Origin of the sequence: Streptomyces flaveus, from assembly GCF_014647675.1 — a bacterium.
In the GTDB taxonomy this organism is placed as follows: Bacteria; Actinomycetota; Actinomycetes; order Streptomycetales; family Streptomycetaceae; genus Streptomyces; species Streptomyces flaveus.
On record NZ_BMPQ01000031.1, the window covers coordinates 86,785 to 103,797 of the forward strand.

The window sequence follows — 17,013 nt, forward strand, 5'->3', positions numbered from 1 at the left end:
CCGTCAGCGACGCTCCCGCCGACCGGCTGGCCGACCAGCCGCCCGATCGGCCAGCCGGTCGGCCATCCGGTCGACCAGCCACGCGGTCGTCGGTACCACCGCCAGCGCGGTGCACCAGCCACCGAGGACGTCGGTCGGGTAGTGCGCGCCCAGGGCGACCTGCGCCCACCCCATCGCGGCGCCGGCAACCAGCGCCGCGGCGAGCACGAGTAGCGTGCCGGCCGTCCTGCCGAGGCCGAGCCGGCCGGTCGCGAGCAGCGCCACCACGAGGGCGAGCGCGGTGAGAAAGGCGGTGTGCCCGCTCGGATAGGACAGGTTGCCGTCGCCGTGGATGGTGCGTCCCACCAGGGGCTTGAGCAGCCTCGCCGTCCCCACGGTCATGCCGACGCCGACAACGACGAGCACCGCCGCGCGAGGCCACCGAAGCAGCAGGCAGCCCGTCACGGCGGCCACGACCAGCATCGCGGCTCCGACGGGCTCTCCCAGGAAGTCCGTGGCCAGAGCGACGTTCCGCCACGGCGGCCGCACACTGTCCGCCGTCGGCTGGATGATCCACCTGTCCACCCTGCCGGACTCGCCGTGACCGGCGTACAGGACCCCGAGCACGACGACCACCAACGCGGCGAGGACCGTGATCAGCCCGAGCCACACGCGCAGCGATGCAGGCAGCACCGCGGGCGCCGGCCGGCCGGTCACACGCTCACCGTGTCCGGTCGACCATTGTCGCGGCCACCGCCGCCCGGGCCGATGAGCGCGTGCACTACCCGCCGCACACCGTGCCCCACCAGCCGACTCCCACCCTGCCCCAAGGGCCCGTCGACATGGCCGGGACCGTCAGATGTACGTGCTTCTACCGACCCCAACTCCCCACCGACGAGCCCCCGTTGTGTCTGATTTTGTCACCCTAACCAACAATGCGGTCGCGACAATGCGGTCACGGCAAACCGCCGTCGGAAACACGATCAGGAAGTGGGGAGAGGCCATGTGGTGAGCGGATCGGTGGTGGGTTTGGAGGAGCCTGTGCTCGGTTCGACGGTGACGGCAAGTGAGGCGGCGGTATCGGGCGGGGGGAGGGACACGGTCTGGAAGCCGGCTTTGGCGGGGAGGAGCCCGGCGGGGCGGACTTCGTCCTCGGGGGCGGCGTACCACAACTGATAGGTCCTGTCGGAGGGCAGGGGAGCGAGGTCCTGGCAGAAGTAGGCGGCCTGGTTCAGGTGGCGTGAGACCACGACGGTGCCCGAGCCGCCGTAGGCCATGCCCTTTTTGACGAGAGTGGTGTCGGGAGCCGCAAGGAGCCGAGCGAGGTCGGCGGCGTGGCTCTCGGCTTCCTGGCGTGTCTCCCGCACCTCCTGGTGCTGCCAGGCCGCGAGGCCGCCGAGCGCGGCGGCCGCGGTCAGACTGGCGGCCAGCGCGAGACGCAGCAGACGTGGCGGGGATCGCCGGCTGAGGCGCTCGTCCGCCTGGCCGGGGAGCGCCGGTGGGAACTGCGGAGTCCGGGCCACCTCGGCGAGGACACGTTCTTTCAGACTCGGCGGCGGGGTGCGGGCCGCCGCGAGGGCGAGCCAGGCCGCGGCCTCCTGCTGGCGGGCGGTCTCGTGGGCACAGTCGGGGCAGTCGGCGACGTGTCGCAGGAACACCTCCCGCTCCTCCCGGGTGAGGGCGTCCGCCGCATAGGCACCGGCGAGGTCGTGCGGGTCGGCTGTGCTCACGACGGAGCTCCCAGGCAGTGCCGCAGGCGGGTCAGTGCCCTGCGCAGGCGGCTCTTGACGGTACCGAGCGGCAGGGACAGCGCCGAAGCGATCTCGGTATGGGTCAGGCCCCGGTAGTAAGCGAGCAGTACCGGCTGCTGCAGATCGGCGGTGAGCTCCTTCAGGCAGGAGCGGACTTGTTCGTATTCCCCGAGCATCTCCACCGTCTCCACGACGTCGTCGAAAGCGGGAGTCGACTCGTGCTGGGAGACGGCGCGCTCGCGTTCAGCGGACCTCCGCGCAGTGCGGACGCTGTCCACGGCGCGATGGTGGGCGATGGTCATCATCCAGGTCATGGCGTGCCCGCTCTCGGGCCGGTAGCGGGGGGCACTCTGCCAGACCTCCAGCATGACCTCCTGGGCGACCTCCTCGGCGCGTGCAGGGTCCTGCAGGACCCTGCACGCGATTCCGTAGATCGGGCCGACGGTCGCGTCGTACAACCGGGTGAAGGCGTCCTGACTGCCGGCAGCGACGGACACCAACAGTCGATCCGTCTCGGATGTACCGATGTGCCGGGCCCCGGGGGCCTGCCGCTTCGCCACACCCTCTCCCGCCTGCCCGCCTCCCCGTCTGCCCCGATCCGCCCTACTGGTTCACCCGCCCTCCCCCACAGTGTCCGAGGCCCGGCCGCCGTCCGCATCCCGCAGTGGGGCGGATTCGGCTGTCCAGGAGCCCGGTGACGGCCGGCTCAGGCCTGCGGTCGTGGTGTCACCGGCCCAGGTTTCGTCCTCCTGACGCCGGTGGCGCACCCGGGGGCCCGGCGCGGGCACCGGTGGTGCGGAGCGGGCGGCCCGGGAGCCGGCGGCGACTGGCCTGTCGGGATCGAGCACGCCCTCGCCGTAGAGGGCCCGTACCCAGTTGGCCTGGTAGACGGTATCGAGGTAACGCTCGCCGAGGTCCGGGGCGATGGCCACCGCAGTCAGGCCACGCGTGTCATGCAGAGCCAGCCAGCCCATCGCGCCGCTGACTACGGTGCCGGTGGAGCCGCCGAACAGGAAGCCGCGTCGGGCCAGGCGGTGGCAGGCGCGGATGCTGTCCGCCTCCTCGACGTGCACCGCCTCGTCGACGAAGGATTCGTCGAGCAACGGAGGGCACATGCTCATGCCCAGACCGGGAAGCAGCCGGCGTCCCAGAGCACCGCCGAAGGTCACCGAGCCGACGCTGTCCACCGCGACGATCCGGACCGGCCGGTGCCACTCCCGGAAGTAGCGCGCGCAGCCCATCAGTGTCCCGGTGGTGCCGGCCCCGACGAACAGCACGTCCAGTCCTGGGAACGAGCGGGCTATCGCCGGTGCCGTCCTGAGGTAGTGCGCCTTCCAGTTGCCCGGGTTGGTGTACTGGCTGAGCCACACGCACCGGTCGTCCAGGGCGCACAGCGTACGGACGCAGTCGATCCGCGCACGGAGGAGGCCGCCGTCGGTGCTCGGCTCGGTGACGACGTGCACATGGGCGCCCAAGGCCTCCATCAGCAACCTGGTCGGCAGATTGCAACGGGAGTCCGTCACGCACAGGAACTGGTAGCCCTTACTCGCCGCGATCATGCTGAGTGCTACGCCCATGTTTCCGGACGAGGACTCGACCAGGACCGACTCCGGCGTCAGGACCCCCGCCTGCTCGGCGGCCTCCACCATCTCGGTCGCGGGCTTCAGCTTGATCGAGCCGGCGAAGTTGAAGCCCTCGCACTTCAGGAAGAGCCTGCGCCCCGTTATCGACTGGAGGTCGACGTAGAGATCCTCCTCGTTGAAGGTGTAGGGAGCGGATATGACTGACACGATGGCCTCCGCGGATCGAAGAGCGGCCCGGGCCGGATGTGCTTCATCCGTACCTACGCAGCTCATGAAAGAAGCCGTCGACGACGTGCAGCTCTCCGGAGCCGGCCACCTCGTCGTAGACGTACTTGCCGACTGCCAGGTCGAGCACCCCGAGGCCGAAGGGCGAGAACACCACCGTCCGGTCTCCCGACAGCGTTACGCGCCCGGCCATCACGTCCGCCAGCGTCCCCGTCAGGAAGTCGCGGTTGCCCGTGAGCTGTTCGGCCAGGTGAACGGAGGTGTCCGCCCTCAGACAGTGCTCGACGTCGTCGACGATGTTGTCCGAGGCGAGCACGACCTCCGGAGCCAGGTCGCGCAGCGACACGTGCAGCACGAGCGGACGGTGTGCGAACCACGACGGATCGCGGACGTGCGGCCGACCGGCGACGGTGGCGAAGACCACCAGGTCGCTCATGCGGATCAGCTGCTCGGGGCTGTCGTGCACGACGATCCAGCCGGGGGCGCCCGACTGCTCCAGGTAGCAGCGGAAACCGGCCGCGCTGTCGGCGGACACGTCGTGCACGCCGATGGCGTCGAACGACCAGCCGGTACCGGTCAGGAAGGTGTGGATGTAGCGGGCGATCAGGCCCGTGCCGAAGAACCCGACGCGCGTCGGGCGCCGTCGGCCGCGGCTGAGCCGGTCCGCTGCCAGTGCCGCCGACGCGGCCGTCCTCGTGGCGCTGATGATCGAGGCTTCCATGCAGGCGAACGGGTAGCCGGTGTGGCGGTCGTTGAGGATGAGCACCGCCGAGGCCCTCGGGATGCCTGCCTCCACGTTCTGCGGGAAGCTGGAGATCCACTTCAGGCCGTCCACCCCTGCCTCCCCGCCGATCGAGGCGGGCAGGGCGATGATCCGGGACGACGGGCGGTCGGGGAAGCGCAGGAAGTGGGACGGCGGGTTCACCGAATGACCGGCGCTGTGCAGCCGGTAGGTGTCCTCGACCAACTCCACGATCTGCTTCTCGCGCCCCTGCAGCGCTTGCTGGACCTGGCCGCCGGACACGACCGCGAACGGCGGCACGGTGACCGGCTCGGACGGTTCGGACTCCCATGCGGTGGAACGGGTGATGGTCATTCGGTGATCACCTCCACGGTCGGCGAGCAGTCGGCCAGGCGCACCGCGTCCGTCATCGCGACGAGCACCTCGCGCGGCCCCTCGTACGGCTCCCTGCTGTGGGCGGTGCGGACGTTGTCGACGAGCATCATGTCGCCGGCCTGCCACGGCTCGCGCACGGTGTGGGACTGGTAGACGTCGTTCAGCAGCTGCACGGTGTCCTCACCGATCGGTGCGCCGTCCCCGTAGCGGGTGTTGAACGGCAGCCCGTCGGCGCCGTAGATGTCCACCAGGTACTCACGTATCTCGGGGGCCAGGGTCCACTCGTTGAGAAACGCGATCTGGTTGAACCAGCAGCGCCGGCCGGTGACCGGGTGTCGCACCACGGCGCTGCGGCGCTGCCAGGTCCGCAGTCCGCCGTCGGGCTGCCACTCGAACTCGATCGCGGCCGCGCGGCAGTAGCTCTCGACCGCCCCGCGGTCCTCACTGCCGAAGGCGTCGGCCAAGGACGCCCCGATCTCCTCGTTGTAGGTGCGGGTGAGCAGCCAGCCCTCTCTCAGGAACCGCTCGACGAGATCGGTGGGCAGCGCGTGCAGCACGGTCGGTGCGTCGGCCAGCGCGGTCGCTCCGCCGGCGGCGGGAGCAGTGAGGCAGGCGAACAGCATCAGGCCGGGGAATTCCAGGGTGTAGCTGAGTTCGTGGTGCATGCACATCGGCTGGTTCGGCGGCCACTTCGACGAGGAGTACACGCCGTCGGAGTAGCTCCGCCGGGACGCGAAGGCCTCCTTCTCGGTCATCAGAGGGCCGGCCAGCCGCCGGAAGACGGCCTCGGTCTCGGCCGGGTCGCTCAGCCCGAGGCCGCGGACCAAGACCGCGCCGTGCTCGGCGACGGCGGCGCGCAGCGCGTCCCGGTGCTCGGCCGCCCAGCTCGCCGCGTCGCCGGTGGAGCCGACATGCAGGATCGGGGGTTTGCCGGGCTGCAGGTCGACGCTGAGCATCGACAGGGGGAGCGAGGACGGCATCTCGGTCTCCTTTCGGTTGCGGTCCAGGAGGAAGCCGGCGGGCCGGCGACGCGCAGCATCGCCTGCACCGTCCCGGTGGGACCGGTGTTGAGGGAGTGGGGACCGCAGGAAGCACACCGAGGCGTCCGCCCGGGCGCCATCCGGTTCCGAGAGAGGCCGCAGCAGCTCGGGCTGCGGTGGCTTGGACCTGTCGTCGACCATGCGGGCCAGGTCGGCCAGGACGGGGTGGCGCGTGATGTCCGCGATGTCCACGGCACGGTCCAGGGCGATCGCGAGCCGCACCGCCGCGAGAGAGGTTCCGCCACGGTCGAAGAAGTGGTCGGGCCACCGGATCGTGCACTCCGGGACGTCGAGCACCTGGGCCCACAAGGTGGCCAGCCGCCGCTCGGTCGGCGTGCGGGGCGCGTCGCGGTCCTCCTCGACCGTGTCGAGCTGGGTGCCGCCTGATCCGACGTCCCGTACCACGGCGGCGAGTGCGGTCAGCGCTTTCCTGTCGACCTTGCCGTTGGCGGTCACGGGCAGGCTCTCCTGCCAGCGAAACTCCGAAGGGACCATGTACACGGGCAGCGACTGGCCCAGCCAGTCCTTGAGGATGCCGTCCTCCAGCGGGCTCTGACCGGAGTAGAAAGCCACCAGACGCCCGCCCTGCCCGGCCCCCTCGACGGCCACCACCGCACTGTCGCGGACCCCGGGTGCCCGCAGCATGACGCTCTCGACCTCGCCGATCTCGATCCGGAAACCGCGGATCTTGACCTGGGTGTCCTGGCGGCCGAGGAACTCCAGCTTGCCCCCGGGCACCCAGCGGCCGTAGTCGCCGCCCCGGTAGAGCCGTCGGCCCGCATGGTGCGGATCCGCCATGAAGGCCTGCCGTGTGCGCTCGGGGTCGTTGACGTAGCCGCGGCCGACGCAGACCCCGGAGAAGACGATCGCACCTGGGGCGCCGAGCGGCACCGGTGACAGGTGCTCGTCGACGACGTAGACGTGCACGTTGTTGACAGGGCGACCGAGCGGAACCCGTTCGGTGTCCGGCGCCCGGTCCATCACCTCGTGGTTGGTGTCGTCCGATGTCTCGGTCAGCCCGTACGCGTTGACCAGCCTGATGCCGGGCTGGGCCGCGAACCAGCGCTGTACGAGCTCCTTCTTCAGCGCCTCCCCGGTGACCGACACGCATCGCAGGTCCGTCAGCTCGCGCGGATGCCGCTCCAGGTAGGACACGACGGCGTCGAGGTACGACGGCACGGCCTGGAGCACGCTGACCCCGCCGCGGGCGATCGTGTCGACGAACCGCGGGACGTCCAGGATCGCGTCCTGTTCCACGAGCAGGGTCCGCCCGCCGACCAGGAGCGCGGAAGCCAGTTGCCACAGCGAGATGTCGAAGCACTGAGGCGCGGTCTGGGCGACCACTTGTCCCTCGCCGATCCCCAGGTCGTCGATCTTGGCGCGGAGATGGTTGAGCATGCCCGCGTGCTCGCACATGGCTCCCTTGGGCTCGCCGGTGGAGCCGGAGGTGAAGTAGATGTAGGCGAGCTGGTCCGGTGCGACGCCGACGCCGAGGTCGGAGTCCGGGTGGCCCTCCGCGTAGGCCGCGTCGACGGAGAGCGCCCGGACCGCGGGCAGCGCGTCGAGGGCCCGGTCGAGCATCGTGGTGCTGCCCGGCTCGGTCAGCACGAGCCGGCACCCGGCACGGGAGAGCATGGTCGCGATGCGGTCGGCCGGGAAGTGCGGCTCGATGGGCAGGTACACCCCACCGGCTTTGAAGACCGCGAGGACGGCGGCCGCCCAGTCCAGGTTCCGCTCGGTCACCACCGCGACGACGCCTTCGCGGCCGAGCCCTCGCGCCAGCAGGGCCCGCCCCAGCCGGTTGGCCCGCGCGTTGAGTTCCCGGTAGGTCCACCGCTGGTCGCCGCGTACGGCCGCGACGGCGTCCGGGTGCACCCTGACGCGTTGTTCGAACAGTTCGTGGAAGCGGTGGTCGGGGAGCTCCCGGCGGGGTCCGGCGAGTCCTTCGAGCTGGAAGCGGCGCTCCTCGGCGGAGAGCAGGCTCTGCCGGCCGTGCACGGCGTCCGGATCGGCGGCGATCAGCGTGAGCGCGGTGAGGTGGTAACCCACGATCCTCGCGGCGCAGTCCGCGTCGAGCGCGTCGGTCCGGTACCGCAGCCGCAGCGTTCGCCGATCGCCCCGTCGCGGGATTTCCACCCGCAGCACGGCGTTCTCGGCAAGCTCGCCTCCGTCGCCGGTCGGATCGAACACGGCCTCGGTCGACGGTCCGGGCAGGCCCAGCGCATGCCTGAGACCGTCGACGGGGAAGTCCTTGTGCAGCAGCAGTTCCGACTCGGCCCGGTGGGTGTGGAGCACCAGCGTCCGCCACGAGTCGGGTTCGGTGGTCAGCCGGCAGGGAAGCGGCCGGCCGCCCCGCACGGCGACGTAACCGATCGTGACCTCGTGCTCGCCGGACAGAGCGGCGAGCACCTTGGCGTGCGCGGCCAGCAGCACCGAGCGGAGGGGTACCGCCAGATCGTCCGCCAGGCGGCTCAACCCGTCCACCAGATCCTCGGGAAGCGTCGCCTCGTGCTCGGCGATGCGGGTCACCGGGTCGAGGGTCCACCGAGGGACCGTGGTGACCCCACCGGCGGTGAGCACGCCCCGCCAGAACTCCCGGCCGGCCTCCGCAAGTGTGGTCATGGACGCCATGGGGCCTGGCTCCCCTCATCCTCGCTGTGCGAGCGGAGCGGCCTTGCCGGATTCCCGCCCCACGACGCCTCCTGCGGGACTACCTCTCCCTTCATCAGGAAGGAGTCAGGGGCGAGTACCGCACCGTCGCCCACCGTCACGCCGTAGTGGACGAAAGCGCCGACACCGAGGGTGCAGCCGGAGCCGATCATGCTCCGGTCGGACTTGAAGGCGCCGTCCTCCTGCGAGTGGCACTGGACGACACTTCCCGAGTTGAGCGTGCAGCCGTCCCCGATGGCAGCCATGGCCCGTTCCGTCAGATAGCAGCCGTCGTCGAAGACCATGCGGCCGAGCCGCACCCCCAGCAGCCGCCAGATCACGTTCTTGAACGGGGTGCCGTTGAAGATCTTCAGGTACGTCTCCGACGGCACCTTCCAGTAGCGCTCACGCCGCCAGAAGTCCGGGGTGTAGATCGAGCAGAACAGCGGCCTCAGGGGACGGAACGCTGTGACGACGCGTTCGACCAGCACGAAGTAGGCGATGGTGAACACCACGACAAGGACGTCGGCCAGCGCGATCGCCGACACTCCGAACTGCCCGTACAGCTCCGCGGCTCCTGAGGCGAGCAGGGCGAGAGCGAAGGCGTAGATCCAACGCGTCAGCAGGTACCACCCCATGGTGGCGGCGTTGTGCCTGTTCTTGGCGGCAAGGCCGCGCCGCAGCTCCTCCCGGCTCTTGAACCGGTCGAACCTGCTGTCCCGCAGGACCGAACGGGGAATCTCGAAGCTGGGCGAGCCCAGCAGCCCGACGCCCTCGCGGACCTCCCCGTCGACGGGCACCATCACCTTCGTCGCGAGAAGGCAGTTGTCGCCGGTCCTGCCCTGCGTGGGGTACGCGACCCTGTTCCCCAGGAAGTTGCGCGGCCCGATCGACACCCGGGACACGCGGAACGCGGTACTGGAGAAGTCGGCGTTCATGATCGACAGGCCGTCGGCGACCATCGTCCCGCGCCCGACGGAGCTCAGCAACGGCGTCTCGTGCTTCACCTCCGTGCCGAAGTTCGACCCGGTCTGCTCGACCCGGGAGAGGTCGTACCCGAGCCACCGCAGGTAGTGGACGATGCAGGAGCTGTCCCCGAACAGGCGCTTCGGGAGCTTCCAGTTGGTCAAGAGCGCGATCGTCCGGTGCACCCCGTCGTGAAAGCCGTACAGACAGTAGACCCTGCCCGGCCTGAGGGTCAGGCCGAGCAGACGGGGAACGGTGGTCAGGACGAGGAGACCGGCGGGAACGGCGCCGAAGACGAGCACGAAGGAGAACACCAGGGCGTCGCGGTAATACGCCCAGTCGGCGAAGACCGCGGGCCCCGGCTCCAGAGCCGAGCTGAGCTGCGGGACCTCGACGAGCAGCGCGGCCACGCCGCCGACCGCCAACGGCATGTACAGGCTCAGTGCGATCAGCAGCTGCAGAACGCTGTGGGCCGCCCTGCGCACCGCACCGCAGCGGGCCGCCCCCACCACTTGGTAGTCCACGTCGGTCCGCTGTGCCGGAGACCCGTGCCAGTGCTCGCCGTCGGGCACCGCCTGCCCACGGTGCAGCGAGGAGGCATGGCCGAGCTGGGCCCCGTCGCCCAGCGACGTGTCGATGTCGAGCACCGTGGCCTCGCTGACCAGCACGTTCCTGCCGAGGGTGACCGGGCCCGTCTGGATCAGTCCGGCGTGGGCCCGGTAACAGGCGAAGGACGAGTCCTTCCGGACGACCGCGCTGTCGCCGATGGCGAGCAGATCGGTGCACACCGGCACGCTCCGGGAGAGGACCACGGCGCCACGCCCGACCTTCGCGCCCAGTGCCCTGAGGTAGAGCAGGTAGAGCGGCGAGCCGCTGAACAACACCAGCGGATCCGACCGGACCAGCGTCTTGACGACCCAGAAGCGGACGTACGCAAGACTCCAGACACGGATCTGCTGAGGCTTCCACCGGCCGACGAGCATCCACTTCACGAGGACGGGAAGGACACACAGGCCCAGAAAGGCCGCACCGCCGAACAGGACCGACCGCAGGTACACGTCGAGCACACCCGATCCGGCGGAGATCCACTCGTAGCCCCGGGCGGCGCCGAAGGCGATGAGGTAGGCGTACCCGAGGAAGGCCAGGAACTGCAGCGCGCCGCACAGGACGTACTGCGGCATGCCCGCCGGGGGCTGAGCCGGCACCGAGGCCGGGGCCGACACCGGAAACGGCTCTGGTGCCGGGGCCGGTGCCGGGGCCACGGCCGCCGACTCCGCCCGGGGAGCGGGCGGGGCATCCGCGAGCGCCGTCGCCAAGCTCCTGATCGTCGGGTGCCGATAGACGTCCTTCATCGACACCGACGGCAGATCCGCACGCTTCCTGACCCGCGCGCAGAAGTGCGCCATCACCAGCGAGTCGGCGCCCAGTTCGTTGAAGAAGTGACCGTCGACCGGCACCTGCTCGGTCCGCACGACCGCGGCCAGAATCGCGGCGAGGGTCTTCTCGATTGCGGCCGGTTCACCGTACCCGTCCAGGAGGACCATGGATTCCTCCGGAACGGAGGGCAGCGTCTCCACCGGCTTGTCCACCATGTCAGCTCCCGGGAAGCTTCCGAGGAAGCGCCGGCCGGCACTGACCGACTTGCGTTGGACACCGGTTTCGGACGGATACCGAGTGCGAACGACGCGGGCTGTCGCCAAAACCACCCATGCTCTTGATTCGGTGCCGGGACGCGGACAGATCTCGATATTCGGAAACTTCTCGTGAGCCGGACTCCGCGAGAGGGTGCCGCGAGGTGGGAGTGCTCGACGGCGACGAGGGTTCCATAGGGCTACTAGGGGTGGTCAGCCGTTTGTAACGAGCCGCTAAGTAGGTGCCCTTGTTGTCACCGTGCCGAAGGCGACCAGTCCGAGAACTCCTTGACCGGTCAAAAGCCAGAACGCTTCAGCCATCCCGAACTGCACGGTCTCTGCCAGGTTGACCTGTTCGGGATACTCACGCAGGGCGTCCACCAGCGGTGCGCAGAAGCCGCGGCACCCCGAAGCACCGTGGACGCGGACGGCAAGGTCCGGCAGTCAGTGCTGCTGAGCGGGCTTGATGTTCTGGTTGGCGTGGAAGAGGTTGTCCGGGTCGTACGTCCGCTTGACCTGCGCGAGCCGGTCGTAGTGGTCGCGGTAGGTGGCCCGGACCCGCTCCTGGTCCTCGCCCTGCCCCATGAAGTTCACGTACGAGCCGCCCATGGAGTGGGGGTGCGTCTCCTCCCAGTAGTCGACACACCATTGCTTGATGGTCTCGGCGTTGGCCGGGTCGGGGTCGACGCCGGCGAAGACGCCGGACCACACGGCGTCCCGGTAGCTCCACGCGGTGTCTTCCCGGCCCACGCGGTGGGCGGCCGCGTCGACCGGGTAGAGGTGCATCAGCGACAGCGGGGTGGGGAGGTTCTCGCCGTACTTGAGGTGCACGTCCACGGCGGCGTCCGGGATACGGTCGAAGAAGTCGCCGCGCCAGTACCACTGGTACCCGGTGGGGATCAGCTCGTCGAACAGGCTCTGCAACGCGGGATAGGGCATCGGTGCCGTGAAGTGGAAGGCGGGCGGGGCGGGCTCGTTCACCACCGCGAGGGCGTCCTCGGTGCGGTCCGGGTCACCGGTGTGACACCACATGATGCCGCACATCTTCCGGCCGTGGATCTCTTCGGGGAAGGGTGGGCCGGGCGGGATGGTGAACAGCGTGAAGAAGCCGTAGATGTCCTCCGGGGCCTGCGGGAGGAAGTCGCGGTACCACGTGAGCACCTCGCGTGTGTGGTCGACCGGCCACACGGTAATGCCGACCCCGACGGTGTCCACCGGGTGCAGGCGGTAGGTGAACGAGGTCACGATGCCGAAGTTGCCGCCGCCACCGCGCAGGGCCCAGAACAGGTCCGGGTGCTCGGTCTCGCTCGCGGTGACGAAGCTGCCGTCGGCCAGCACGACGTCCGCGGCCAGCAGGTTGTCCACCGTCAGGCCGTACTTGCGGGTGAGGTATCCATGGCCACCGCCGAGGGTCAGGCCCCCCACGCCCGTCATCGACACGATGCCGGTGGGGGTGGCGAGCCCGAAGCCGTGGGTGGCGTGGTCGAGATCGCGGAGCTGGCTGCCGCCGCCCACCTGGGCGGTCCTCTCGGCGGGGTCGACCCGTACCCAGCGCATCGGCGACAGGTCGACGGTGACGCCGTCCTCCACGAGGCACAGGCCGGGACCACTGTGCCCGCCACCCCGAACGGCGAGTTCCAGGCTGTTGTCGCGGATGAAGTTGACCGCATCCATGACATCCGCGGCGTCCGCGCACCGCACGATGGCGGCGGGACGCTTGTCGATCATTGCGTTGTAGATGCTGCGGGCCTCGAGATATTCGGGATCCTGCGGGCCTATGACCGGCCCCCGCAGAGAGGTCTGCATCGCATCCAAGGTCGCACTGTCCATGGTGATCTCCTCGAGAGGAGCAGATTTCTTGCCCCCGGCTTCGGCCTTCCACGGCTGTCACCTCGATCACCCGCTGCTTGGACCGGGACTTCACCAAGTTGTCTCTGAGCCCGGGATTTCGCGGGCGTCGGCTCATCGGATGCCGCAAGGCTGACTTGTCCAGCGTCCCGCCGACTACCGAGCCCCGCAATTCCTGCAGATCGCTGCTCGCCGGGAGTCCAGTCTGTGCTGCGGGGCCGTAGAGGCTCCAGCCCTTCAGATACAGCCGAGCATCGAGGGCAGTGACAACAAGTAGAGGTCGCTGAGGCCGACCGAAGTCCTGCCACGCCCAATGACGGAGCGCTCCTGCTCGACCGTCGCCCTGGTGAACCGTAACGAGGGTTCTGACAGGCGTGGAGCTACACCTGATATCCCATCAGAACGAGCGCCAAATGAGCGTAAACGAGCGTCAATTCAATATCAAGATATCGCCCGCAACGCCCACACCGCACCTAACGCGCGCGCCCAAAACCGCAGCTCAAGAGCCCTTCACGGCAGGCTCCAAAATCGCCACGCACTCCACATTATGCGTCATCGGTATGACGTCGGTCTGTGCTGGTTATGGAAAAGCGCAGGTCACAGCAATCCCATCGATTCTCGCCCCGGCTTGTCGGCGTCCAGAGCGTCAAACGAGCGTCACGGCCGACGGCCTGCGCTTGCTCCTTGGCGACCGCTCCCGCGGTGCGCGGCCCATTGCGTGTTCAAGCCGGTCGACGAGGAGGCCGAGAGGGCCGACCGGACTCCACCGGCGCCATCCGTCGATGTGCCCAAATGTGCAGGTCGCCAAGCCGTCTGGTGAGTGCGACTCCCAAGGCTCTCTGCAGCAACCGGACCGTGGTCTACACCAGGAATAGGCCCGAGGTCATTCCCCTCTGGTCGGAGGGCTGGCCATAGGGACGCTCATCCCCAGTGTTCCTCCTGGTAGCGCAGGAGGTCATCGCCGTGGAGTTGCTTCGTGGCGTTGCCGACCCGGACCCAGAAGTCGGTGGCGCCGTTGCCGCCCTTGGCGGGCTTGGCGAACACCGGTTTACCTGCCGCGGCAACGCTGATCTGACAGACGACATTGCCAGAAATCTCGGGGAAGCGTACGCGGACGGTGGTCGCTGTCGGTGTCGACAGGCTGCTGTCGAGGAGTTGGCGTACGAAGAGCTCATACCCGTCGACGCTGGCCTGCGACTCCAGAGTGGTGAGGTCGTTCTCGATGCCGAGGACGGTTCCGTCGTCGGCGACACCGATGAACAGGTTTCCGCCCTCGCCGTTCAGGAAGCCACAGACGGCCTTGACGATGTTGTGCCGTAGGGACTTGTCGGCCTGCCGGGTGTGCACATTCCAGCGGGCGCTGGCCTTGAACTCGGTGCCCTGGGACTCGCCAGCGGCGATCATGTCGGCCGGGGTGGTTGGGACGTACGCAGGGCGTTCCCCTGTGAGGGTTTCGAACGCTTCCCGCACGACCTTGGCGATTAGCTGGCGCCGCCGTTCCAGGAAGGTCAAATAGTCGAGCTGTTCCCAGCCGACCGGGAGCGCGTGCCACCGTACCTGCCGCTCGAGCATCTCCGGGTCCATCGCGTCCGTGATTCTCGGCCAGTAGTCATGTGGTGCGTCGGTGTTGGACAGCTCATCTGCCGGCCATGTCACGTAGGCCATGTTGGCGATGGCATTGACTTGGCGCCGGTCGGTGATACCCAGTCCGGCGAGCGCCTTGCGGTGGAACAGGTTGTCCCGGTCGACAGCCTTGGCGGGTTGGACTGAGGGGTCCAGCAGATCACGGATTCGTTGGTCGCCGAAGAGCATTTCGGCGTCGAGGATGTTGAGCGCCGCCTGGTAGGCGAACAGTACCGGTGAACGCGACGAGGATGTGTCCAGCCGGTTCGGCAGTGAGATGTCCCAGTAGTCGCCGGTGAAGTTTGCTGCGATGATCCGGTCGAGTTCCGCGGTGAAGGCTCGGCCGTCACCTGGCGGCAGACTGCCGATCCGTCCCAGGTCAAACTCCATCTGTGACTCCGGCGAGTTGGAGTACCGACCGGTGGTGTGCGCCATGAAGAACCACCGTCCGATCACGGGACGGAGTTCATCGATCGTCAGTCCGAAGTCGTGGCGTCCGATCAGCCAGATCGTGTAGCTGTACAGCAGGGCGTTGTCGGAGGTGATCATCTTGCGACTGCGGAAGCCGGCCGCCGTGACGCACTGGAAGAACTCGTGCCAGCTGGTCAGGTCCAGGACCTTCGTGTGTGCTTGGGCGAGCCGGTCGAACTGCTCCTGCCGTCGAGCGGCGGTGACCTTGCCGGTTTCAAGGTCCTTTCCCCGTAGGACGCTATAGACGTGCTGCAGCCGGGCGCGCCGGAAGGCGACAGCGACGGCTACGCGCAGCAGTTGGTCCGGGCGGGGGTCCAGAAAGGCGTTTCGAGGGCTCGGACCGGGGAGTCCTGCGACCACCGCGCTGCGGCTGAAGTCTTCCAGCTGGCGGCGGCCCTTCTCCCAATGCACTGACATCAGGGTGAGGATGAAGTCGGACTGGTTGAGCTTCACGCCTTCGGAGTTGATGCGCACGAAGATGTCGGCGACCTGCTCCTCGTTGGCCGAAGCACCCAGCTCCACAACCTGGAAGCGGAACTCGTGCAGGTCCCGGACCCTGTCTACGCGTTCTTCGAGCTCATCCTTGGCAGCGTCCGACAAGGGCTGGCCGCTGGCCTGTTCGAGCCGTTGGAAGAACTGCCGGACGGTGGGCTTGTAACCACCTTGGGCCCAGAGCGCTGTGATGTCCGGAATAAAGTGGGCGTCACGCTCGATCGCCGCGTCCGTGACCTCAAACGCCTGGTCCTCCGGTTGGAACGCGATGCGAACGTTGATCTCGTCGAAAGACTTAGTGACGATCTTGCGTCCGGTGAGGACAGCGAACAGGGCGGTGAGCCGCTGCTGCCCGTCAACGACCAACAGCTGAGGTGCCCGATCACCGGCTTCCGTTCCGATCTGCCGCGTCCCCACCTCAGCGCCGGTCTCCCAGAACATCAGGGTGCCGATCGGGTAGCCTCGATACATCGAGTCGAAGAGATCGCGGGTCTTCGCCGCAGACCAGACGAACGGGCGTTGAATGTCTGGCAATCCGATACGACCGCCTTCGATGTTCTCGATCAGGTGCCGGAGCGTGTAACCAGTGTCGCGATACAAAGTGGGTGGCACAGCCGAGGGCTCCTAACGTCCGAGGGCAACTGGTCGGCGGAAGCGGTCATAGCGTGGGAACAGCATCAGGTTAGCCTGCGTCACCCTGACGGAGCAGCACCGCTTCGGTCCGGTGGTAATGCGACTAGCCAACTCGCTCACCTGCGGAAGAATGCCGCAGGGCGGCAAACAGCCGCGGCACCGAGACCTCTTGACGCTCCCGAGATCGTCATCGTCGACACCGACGGGCTGCACGAGCTGGCCAGCCCGGACCTGACCGGTCGTCGCAGCGGCTGGTGGCCGGCCAGGGCACTGATCGCCAAGGGCCACTCATGTCCAGACCCGGCTCTACGTCATCGACAGCTGGGAGCGAATCCGGGCCGCAAAGGACGCCAGGTCCTTCACCCACCTCGCCTCGTTGGTAGGCACTCCCGGAGTACGGCGGCTGCGAGCGAGCCACCTGATCACTCCGCCGCACGAGAACGAGCGCGAGCTCCGCGTGTTCGGGAACGCGCTCGCCGACGTCCTGACCCGGCACGTCGAGGTGACGGGCATCGACGACGAACTGACCTTCTACAGCATGTGCGAAGACGAGATCCGCGCGGCCCGCAGCTCGGTCTGGCTGCTGCGGCCCGTACGGGCCGCGCTCTCGGCTCCAAGAAGCGTGAGGCCGAGATGGCAACTCGCACCGCCGCTGTGGAGGAGAAGCAGAACACACGTACCGGAGTTCCTGCCCGTGCCGATGGAACCGGTCCGCGCGGCCCGGGCCGGAGAGGTCCGGCAGGTTGAGATTCCCGCTTCGAGCGTCATGCGAGCATCGAGAATCTCCGGACGAGACCTTGACGGCGTCCTCCGATGCAGCGCCTCCCCCATGAATGCGCAGGTCAGGAAGGTCGCGAGGGACGCCGTCCGCTCGAACCGCCGTACGGAGAGAAACAGGTCGAGCCCTCTACCCTGGCCACAAAATCGCAGGTCAGCGACTCAGCGCACCTTCGGTGCGCGCCGGGGGCGTGGTAAATGCCGTGGCGCGCGCCGGAGGTGCTTCTG

The 17,013-nt window shown here is 68.5% G+C and carries 10 protein-coding genes; all 10 read right to left on the bottom strand.

All coding sequences use genetic code 11. The annotated features are described in order from the left end of the window. Window positions 1–3 precede the first annotated feature (3 nt). Window positions 4–696 carry a phosphatase PAP2 family protein gene (locus tag IEZ21_RS38250; RefSeq protein WP_189326430.1) on the bottom strand — a complete coding sequence of 231 codons (693 nt, stop codon included), beginning with the start codon at window positions 694–696 and terminating at the stop codon, window positions 4–6. A 266-nt stretch (window positions 697–962) separates the two neighbouring features. Next, on the bottom strand, window positions 963–1,709 hold the full coding sequence (locus IEZ21_RS38255; RefSeq protein ID WP_189326446.1) for an anti-sigma factor: 747 nt from the start codon (window positions 1,707–1,709) through the stop codon (window positions 963–965). Next, window positions 1,706–2,290 (bottom strand): ECF RNA polymerase sigma factor SigK, encoded by a 585-nt coding sequence (gene sigK / locus IEZ21_RS38260; RefSeq protein ID WP_189326431.1) that lies wholly within the window; start codon window positions 2,288–2,290, stop codon window positions 1,706–1,708. Before sigK ends, IEZ21_RS38255 begins: the two co-directional genes overlap by 4 nt. Before the next feature lie 51 nt (window positions 2,291–2,341). Beyond that, window positions 2,342–3,520, bottom strand: a complete 1,179-nt coding sequence (gene sbnA / locus IEZ21_RS38265; protein ID WP_189326432.1) for a 2,3-diaminopropionate biosynthesis protein SbnA — start codon at window positions 3,518–3,520, stop codon at window positions 2,342–2,344. Between the two features lie 43 nt (window positions 3,521–3,563). After that, on the bottom strand, window positions 3,564–4,634 hold the full coding sequence (sbnB, locus tag IEZ21_RS38270) for a 2,3-diaminopropionate biosynthesis protein SbnB (protein WP_189326433.1): 1,071 nt from the start codon (window positions 4,632–4,634) through the stop codon (window positions 3,564–3,566). After that, window positions 4,631–8,317 carry an amino acid adenylation domain-containing protein gene (locus IEZ21_RS38280; RefSeq protein WP_246568573.1) on the bottom strand — a complete coding sequence of 1,229 codons (3,687 nt, stop codon included), beginning with the start codon at window positions 8,315–8,317 and terminating at the stop codon, window positions 4,631–4,633. The genes sbnB and IEZ21_RS38280 overlap by 4 nt, the downstream gene beginning before the upstream one ends. Next, the gene (locus IEZ21_RS38285) at window positions 8,314–10,902 is read right to left on the bottom strand and encodes a Pls/PosA family non-ribosomal peptide synthetase (RefSeq protein WP_189326434.1); all 2,589 of its coding nucleotides are present in this window, start codon (window positions 10,900–10,902) and stop codon (window positions 8,314–8,316) included. The genes IEZ21_RS38280 and IEZ21_RS38285 overlap by 4 nt, the downstream gene beginning before the upstream one ends. Window positions 10,903–11,385: 483 nt before the next feature. Continuing rightward, window positions 11,386–12,771: an FAD-binding oxidoreductase gene (locus IEZ21_RS38290; protein ID WP_189326435.1), complete on the bottom strand. Its 1,386-nt coding sequence runs from the start codon at window positions 12,769–12,771 to the stop codon at window positions 11,386–11,388. A 939-nt stretch (window positions 12,772–13,710) separates the two neighbouring features. After that, complete coding sequence (locus IEZ21_RS38295; protein WP_189326436.1) at window positions 13,711–15,987, bottom strand: GmrSD restriction endonuclease domain-containing protein; 2,277 nt, start codon at window positions 15,985–15,987, stop codon at window positions 13,711–13,713. Window positions 15,988–16,539: 552 nt separating this feature from the next. After that, window positions 16,540–16,776: a hypothetical protein gene (locus IEZ21_RS38300; RefSeq protein WP_189326437.1), complete on the bottom strand. Its 237-nt coding sequence runs from the start codon at window positions 16,774–16,776 to the stop codon at window positions 16,540–16,542. Between the last annotated feature and the right edge of the window lie 237 nt (window positions 16,777–17,013).

Bases quoted from the DNA above. Each gene is read 5' to 3' on its own strand.
- IEZ21_RS38285 (WP_189326434.1), bottom strand. From the start codon at position 10,902: ATGGTGGACAAGCCGGTGGAGACGCTGCCCTCCGTTCCGGAGGAATCC.
- IEZ21_RS38290 (WP_189326435.1), bottom strand. From the start codon at position 12,771: ATGGACAGTGCGACCTTGGATGCGATGCAGACCTCTCTGCGGGGGCCG.
- IEZ21_RS38280 (WP_246568573.1), bottom strand. From the start codon at position 8,317: ATGACCACACTTGCGGAGGCCGGCCGGGAGTTCTGGCGGGGCGTGCTC.
- sbnB (WP_189326433.1), bottom strand. From the start codon at position 4,634: ATGACCATCACCCGTTCCACCGCATGGGAGTCCGAACCGTCCGAGCCG.
- IEZ21_RS38300 (WP_189326437.1), bottom strand. From the start codon at position 16,776: ATGACGCTCGAAGCGGGAATCTCAACCTGCCGGACCTCTCCGGCCCGG.